Below are 4,206 nucleotides of genomic sequence, written 5' to 3' on the forward strand. Positions count from 1 at the left end.
TGCCTCGCCGCGCCAGCCTTCGCTGCGCCGGAAGTCGGCGATACCGCGCCCCTGTTCCAGGCCGATGGTTTTCTCGGCGGCGAAGCCTTTCATTTCGATCTTGGCGAGGCGCTCTCCAACGGTCCTGTGGTGATGTATTTCTTCCCGGCGGCCTTCACGGGCGGCTGTAATGTCGAAGCGGCGCTATTTGCCGAATCCGCGGCTGAATTCACCGCTGCCGGGGCGACTTTGATCGGCGTCACCGCCGGCAATACCGACCGCCTGTCCGAGTTTTCCGAGGCGCATTGCGCCAGCGCCTTCCCTGTCGCCGCCGTCGATCGCGAGACGGTCTCGGCCTATGGCGTCGGACTGATGATGCGTCCGGGCTGGACCAGCCGCACCTCCTATGTGATCGCGCAAGATGGCGAAATTGCCTTCAAGCATTCGGAAATGAACCCGGATGAGCACGTCAATCTGACGCTGGCTGCCCTGCACGCGCTGGCGCCCGATGCCGGGGCCGCTCCAGCCGAATAGGGGTTTTCCCATCCGGACCGATTGGCTAGCCTGACGCGGGTTTGAGGGGAAGGTGACCGCATGGCCACGCCTGACGAAATGTTGCAGAGCATGATTGCCAATATGCCGGAGAAGACCGGCCGCTCGCTGGAGGAATGGCTGGTTCTGGCCGGCACTGTTTCCGAGCGCAAGCATGGCAAGATCCTCGCCTGGCTCAAGGGCGAACATGGTTTGACCCATGGTTATGCCAATCTCGTGGCGACGGTGAGTCTCAATCCGGAGCGTCTGGCGCCGCAGACGGCCGGTTCCGAGGCCGATCTGGTGGAGGCGCAATATGCCGGCAAGGACGCGCTGCGCCCCATCCATGACCGTCTGATGCAGATCGCCACCGGGCTGGGCGATGATGTCGAGCTGGCGCCGAAGAAAGCCTATGTCTCGCTGCGCCGGTCGAAACAGTTTGCCATTGTTCAGCCTTCGACGAAAACGCGTCTCGATCTCGGACTCAATCTCGGTGCCATGCCGCCGGCCGGGCGGCTGGAGGCGGCCGGCTCCTTCAATGCGATGGTCACCCATCGGGTGCGCCTGCAAGGCGCCGATGAGGTCGATGAGGCGGTGATCGGCTGGCTGCGCGCCGCCTATGAGGCCAGTTGAGACGATTCTTGCGGCGCCCTGGCCTGTTTGACGCATGATCAGGGTTTCTGGCTGCGAAAAATCAGCGCATGCGTGCAAATTTCCTCCGGTGGATGTTGCGGTGCAGCGAAATCCTCCTAGTCTGGCGCCACAGTCCTGGGAGCGCCTGATGACCGATACCGCCGTCCTGTTTGAGAATCTCCATCCTGTGGCCGATGCGCCCTTGCTGGCTGCGGGATTGCGCATCGAGCGTCATGCCTCGGCGCTGGAGCCCGCCGATCTGCACACCGCCCTTGGTGATGCTCGCGTCGCCGGCATTCGCTCGCGCACCAAAATGACCGCGGCCGCCTTCGACGCCGCGCCGCGCCTGCTGGCGCTGGGCTGTTTCTGCATCGGCACCAACCAGGTCGATCTCGACGCCGCCGCCAGCCATGGCATTCCGGTCTTCAATGGCCCGTTTGGCAATACCCGCTCCGTCGCCGAACTGACCCTGGCCTCGGTGATCATGCTGATGCGCGGCGTGCCGCTGCGCGCCTCCGCCGCCAAGCGTGGCGAATGGCTCAAATCGGCGACCAATTCCCACGAAGTGCGCGGCAAGAAGCTCGGCATTGTCGGCTATGGCAATATCGGCTCGCAATTGAGCGTGCTGGCCAGCGGGCTGGGCATGCATGTCTATTTCTATGATGTCGAACCCAAGCTGGCCCATGGCAATGCGCGCTCGGTCGGCTCGCTCGATGAATTGCTCGAGCTGTGTGATGTCGTGACCCTGCACGTGCCCTCACTGCCGACGACCCACAATATGATGAACGCCCAGGCGATTGCCCGCATGAAGCCCGGCTCGATCCTGATCAACCAGGCGCGTGGCGATCTGGTCGATATCGACGCGCTGTGCGCAGCGCTCGAGAGTGGCCATCTGATCGGCGCCGCCGTTGATGTCTTCCCGAAGGAGCCGGCCTCGAAGGACGAAGCCTTCGTGACGCCGCTGCAGAAATTCGAGAACATAATCCTCACCCCGCATGTCGGCGGTTCGACGCTGGAGGCCCAGGAGGCGATCGGCGATGATGTCGCCGCCAAGCTGGCCCGCTTTCTCAGCCACGGCGCCACCAAGGGCGCCGTCAATGTGCCGGAGATCGAGCCGGGTGCGATCAAGACCGGCCGGGTGCGGCTGCTGAGCTTTCACGGCAATGCGCCGGGTTATCTGTCGCGGCTCAATGATGCGGTCAGTGCTGCCGGCGCCAATATCGCGGCCCAGCAATTGGAGACCCGCGGTGAGCTGGGCTATGTCGCCGCCGACCTCGAAGGCGATCTGCCTGCCGATTTCCTCGATCGCATCAAGGCAATGGATGGCACGATCCGGGCCCGCCTGATCCTCGGCTAGGTCTTGAGCAGGCTGGCCAGGGCATTGACGCTGCGGACATAGCTTTCGCCGGCCCATTCGGCTGCGGCGAGGACGACTTCGCGCTGGGCGATGGCCCCGAAGCCGATGAATTTATCGGCGGCACCCTGCTCAAAGGCTTCGAAATCGGTCATGCCATCGCCGATGATGATGGTGGTCCTGGCATGACGCGAGATGCGGTTGAGAATTTCCGCCTTGCCGCCATTGCGCGATAGCGGGCAGTCCGGGTCAAGGCCGATGACCTGTTCGTCCAGATAGATGAATTCATTGGCGTGCATCTCGCTGCGGCCGAAGCCGAGATCACCCAGCACCGGTTCGAGCAGGTCGGCGAAACCGCCGGAGACGGCGTGCAATTCATCACCCTGGGCCCGCAATTGCCGCAGCAGGGCCGCCATGCCCGGCGTCACGCGCTTGCGCAAGTCCTCGGCGATCCGCAATACCATGGCGCGGTCAAGCGAGGCCAGTTGCAGTCGCGCCTCGAGCGAATCGCGTAGCGCCATCCGGCCGGTCATGCCGGCATTGGTGATATCGTGCAGCCGCGCCCTGGCCGCGGCCGAATCGGGCAGGTTCGCCAGCGCCGCTTCCAGTGCGGTGTCGAGCGACTCCACCCGCAGGAGCGTCGAGTCGACATCAAAGGCGATCAGGCGTTTCAAGGATTCATTTCCCAAGCGTGTGGCGGGCCCGGCGGATCCGCATTGGCATCAATCTGCGGCGATTCCCCGGCCGCGGCGATCCTGCAGCGAGCCTGGCTTCAGGCGCGTCCCGCCTCAGACAGCCCCGATCCCGGTGCCGATCGGGCAGACCACGCCGGTGCCGGACAGTCCGCAATAGCCGCCGGGATTTTTGGCGAGATATTGCTGGTGATCATCCTCGGCATAGAAAAAGGGCACGGCTTCGGCGATTTCGGTCGTGACCGGACCGCGGCCATGCGCCGCCAGGGCCTTGTTGTAGGCCGTCAGGCTGAGCTGGGCTTCCAGTGCCTGCTGCGGCGTCGTGACATAGATCGCCGAGCGATACTGGCTGCCGCGATCATTGCCCTGCCGCATGCCCTGGGTCGGGTCATGACCTTCCCAGAAGAGTTTCAGCAGGGCGGAGACGGAGATTTCTTGCGGGTCATAAACCACCCGTACGATCTCGGCATGACCGGTCGAGCCGGAGCAGACTTCGCGATACGTCGGATTGGGTGTGTAGCCTCCCGCATAACCGGCCGCCGTGTGCCAGACGCCCTCGGCCTGCCAGAACAGGCGCTCGACGCCCCAGAAGCAACCCATGCCGAAGAAGATTTCTTCCATCATCTCCGGCCGCTCGACCTTCAGGGGCCGCCCGGTCACGAAATGATGGCTGGCCGTGGCGATCGGCGCGGCGCGGCCGGGCAGGGCCTGGTCGGCAGGGATGATGGCAGGGTTTGCGGTGAGCTCGGTCATGGTGGTTTCCTGGATCGGGTCTGACGTCAAAATAGGCACTCCCGGCGCGATTGCCAGAGCCCGAACTGTCGCCAGCCCAACCCCACGCCCGCCTGCCCCTGCTGCGCAGGCTGCCGCAGCTGATTGAGGCCACTTGCTCTAGCCCCCGTGATGCGTATAGTCCGCCCTCCTCGCGGTGAGGTGGCCGAGTGGTCGAAGGCGCACGCCTGGAAAGTGTGTAGGCGGGGAACCGTCTCGTGGGTTCGAATCCCACCCTCACCGCCA

General features: G+C 64.2%; 5 protein-coding genes and 1 tRNA gene. 4 read left to right on the forward strand and 2 right to left on the reverse strand.

The window, feature by feature from the left end:
* The 3 genes from AAC023_RS13755 to serA all read left to right on the forward strand — a co-directional run.
* Positions 1-513: peroxiredoxin (locus AAC023_RS13755; protein WP_339741765.1), on the forward strand; the 513-nt coding region annotated here is incomplete at its 5' end.
* A gap of 60 nt (positions 514-573) precedes the next feature.
* Positions 574-1,143, forward strand: coding sequence for a DUF4287 domain-containing protein (locus tag AAC023_RS13760; protein ID WP_339741766.1), 570 nt, complete (start codon positions 574-576; stop codon positions 1,141-1,143).
* A gap of 148 nt (positions 1,144-1,291) precedes the next feature.
* Positions 1,292-2,500, forward strand: coding sequence for a phosphoglycerate dehydrogenase (serA, locus tag AAC023_RS13765; protein ID WP_339741767.1), 1,209 nt, complete (start codon positions 1,292-1,294; stop codon positions 2,498-2,500).
* Here the strand turns inward: serA and AAC023_RS13770 are convergent.
* Positions 2,497-3,171 (reverse strand): HAD-IB family phosphatase, encoded by a 675-nt coding sequence (locus AAC023_RS13770; protein ID WP_339741768.1) that lies wholly within the window; start codon positions 3,169-3,171, stop codon positions 2,497-2,499. The genes serA and AAC023_RS13770 overlap by 4 nt on opposite strands.
* A gap of 114 nt (positions 3,172-3,285) precedes the next feature.
* Positions 3,286-3,942, reverse strand: coding sequence for a peptide-methionine (S)-S-oxide reductase MsrA (msrA, locus tag AAC023_RS13775; RefSeq protein ID WP_339741769.1), 657 nt, complete (start codon positions 3,940-3,942; stop codon positions 3,286-3,288).
* Positions 3,943-4,116: 174 nt separating this feature from the next.
* Here msrA and AAC023_RS13780 point away from each other — a divergent pair.
* Positions 4,117-4,206 (forward strand) — tRNA-Ser (locus AAC023_RS13780).

It is taken from the genome of uncultured Maricaulis sp., assembly GCF_963976135.1.
Taxonomy (GTDB): Bacteria; Pseudomonadota; Alphaproteobacteria; order Caulobacterales; family Maricaulaceae; genus Maricaulis.

What these genes read in the sequence shown, in the direction of transcription:
- AAC023_RS13760 (WP_339741766.1), top strand. Translation starts at nt 574, where the DNA reads ATGGCCACGCCTGACGAAATGTTGCAGAGCATGATTGCCAATATGCCG.
- serA (WP_339741767.1), top strand. Translation starts at nt 1,292, where the DNA reads ATGACCGATACCGCCGTCCTGTTTGAGAATCTCCATCCTGTGGCCGAT.
- msrA (WP_339741769.1), bottom strand. Translation starts at nt 3,942, where the DNA reads ATGACCGAGCTCACCGCAAACCCTGCCATCATCCCTGCCGACCAGGCC.